The 2301-nt window shown below is 69.2% G+C and carries 2 protein-coding genes; both read left to right on the top strand.

Annotated elements, in window-relative coordinates; all coding sequences use genetic code 11:
- On the top strand, positions 1–712 hold a 712-nt coding region (locus Q1K57_RS15555), incomplete at its 5' end, for a toprim domain-containing protein (RefSeq protein ID WP_300084304.1).
- Positions 713–730: 18 nt separating this feature from the next.
- Positions 731–2301 (top strand): DNA gyrase subunit A (locus tag Q1K57_RS15550; RefSeq protein ID WP_300084302.1); only part of this gene is annotated, 1571 nt, incomplete at its 3' end.

Here is a 2301-nt window from a genome sequence, read left to right as displayed (position 1 = left end):
CGGCAAGCTGTCCGACTGCAGCTCGCGCAACCCGGCGGACTGTGAGGTGTTCATCGTCGAGGGCGATTCGGCCGGCGGCTCCGCCAAGGGCGGCCGGGACCCGCGCACCCAGGCGATCCTGCCCATCCGCGGCAAGATCCTGAACGTCGAGAAGGCCCGCCTGGACAAGATCCTCGCCAACAAGGAGGTCGAGGCGATCTTCAACGCCCTCGGCACCGGGTTCAGCGACGATTTCGATCTCGACCGGTTGCGCTACCACAAGATCGTCCTCATGGCGGACGCCGACGTCGACGGTGCCCACATCCGGACCCTGCTGCTCACGCTGCTGTTCCGGTTCCTGCGGCCGCTCATCTCCGCGGGCCACGTCTACCTCGCGCAGCCGCCGCTGTTCCGCCTGCGCTGGACGAACGCCCCGCACGAGCTCGCCTACTCCGACGAAGAGCGGGACGCCCTGCGGGACGCCGGTCTCGCGGCCGGGAAGAAGCTGCCGCAGGTGAACCCGATCCAGCGCTACAAGGGCCTCGGCGAGATGGACGCCGAGGACCTGTGGAACACGACCATGGATCCCGACCAGCGCACCCTCGCCCAGGTGACGCTCGAGGACGCGGCGGCGGCGTCCGACATGTTCGGAATCCTCATGGGCGAGGACGTGGAGCAGCGCCGCAGCTTCATCCAGCGCAACGCGCGCGACGTCCGCTTCCTCGACATCTGACCAGGAGAGAACCGACCCATGAGCGACACTCCCAACGAGCCCCCGATCGACGGCCCGGACGCCGCCGGTGCGCCCACCGCGGGCGAGGTGGCCGAGGCGGCGACGGAGGCGGCGGCGTCCGAGCAGGGCACGGTGACCCTGACGGGCAAGGTCGAGGAAGTCGACCTGAACGAGGAGATCCAGAAGAGCTACCTCGACTACGCGATGAGCGTGATCGTGGGTCGCGCGCTGCCCGACGTGCGCGACGGGCTCAAGCCGGTGCACCGGCGCGTGCTCTACACGATGTACGACGGCGGCTACCGGCCCGACCGGGGCTGGAACAAGTGTTCGCGCGTGGTGGGCGACGTGATGGGCAAATACCACCCCCACGGCGATTCGGCGATCTACGACACCCTCGTGCGGCTCGCGCAGCCGTGGGTGATGCGCCACAAGCTCGTCGACGGGCAGGGCAACTTCGGCTCCCCGGGCAACGACGGCGCCGCCGCCATGCGGTACACCGAGTGCAAGATGAACCCGCTCGCCATGGAGATGGTGCGCGACATCGACCAGGACACGGTCGACTTCCAGCCGAACTACGACAACAAGGACACCGAGCCGGTCGTGCTGCCGGCGCGGTTCCCGAACCTGCTCGTCAACGGCTCGACGGGCATCGCGGTCGGCATGGCCACCAACATTCCGCCGCACAACCTGCGCGAGGTCAACGACGCGGTGCAGTGGATGCTGGCGCACCCCGAGGCGTCCAAGGAGGAGATCCTCGAGGCGTGCATCGCGCGCGTGCACGGGCCTGACTTCCCCAACGGCGCGCTCATCGTGGGCCGCAAGGGCATCGAGGACGCCTACCGCACCGGCCGCGGGCTGGTGACGATGCGGGCGGTCATCGACGTGGAGGAGGACGCCCGCGGGCGCACCTCGCTCGTCGTGACGCAGCTGCCGTACATGTGCAACCCCGACAACCTGGCGCTCAAGATCGCCGAGCTGGTCAACTCCGGGCGGCTGTCGGGCATCGCCGACATCCGCGACGACACGTCGGCGCGCACCGGCCAGCGGCTCGTCATCGTGCTCAAACGGGACGCCCAGCCGCGCGTCGTCATGAACAACCTCTACAAGCACACCCCGCTGCAGGACACGTTCGGCTGCAACATGCTCGCCCTCGTGGACGCCGTGCCGCGGACCCTGCGGCTCGACCAGTTCCTCGGCTACTGGATCCGCCACCAGGTTCAGGTCATCCAGCGCCGGACGGCCTACCGGCTGGCGGACGCCGAGGCGCGCGCCCACCTCGACCGCGGCCTCGTGAAGGCGCTCGACCGGCTCGACGAGGTCATCGCGCTCATCCGCGCGAGCCGGACGGCCGATGAGGCCAACCGGGGCCTGCAGGACCTGCTCGGTGTCGACGAGGAGCAGGCGCGGTGGATCCTCGACCAGCAGCTGCGGCGGCTGGCGTCCATGGAGATCCAGCAGATCATGGAGCGCCTGGCCGAGCGCGAGCGCCAGATCGCCGACCTCAAGGACATCTTGGCCAAACCCGACAGGCAGCGCGAGATCATCGGCACCGAGCTCGGGGAGATCGTCGAGAAGTGGGGCGACGAGCG

The organism is Propioniciclava sp., from assembly GCF_029977985.1.
In the GTDB taxonomy this organism is placed as follows: Bacteria; Actinomycetota; Actinomycetes; order Propionibacteriales; family Propionibacteriaceae; genus Propioniciclava.
This window is presented reverse-complemented; position numbering and strand designations above follow the sequence as displayed.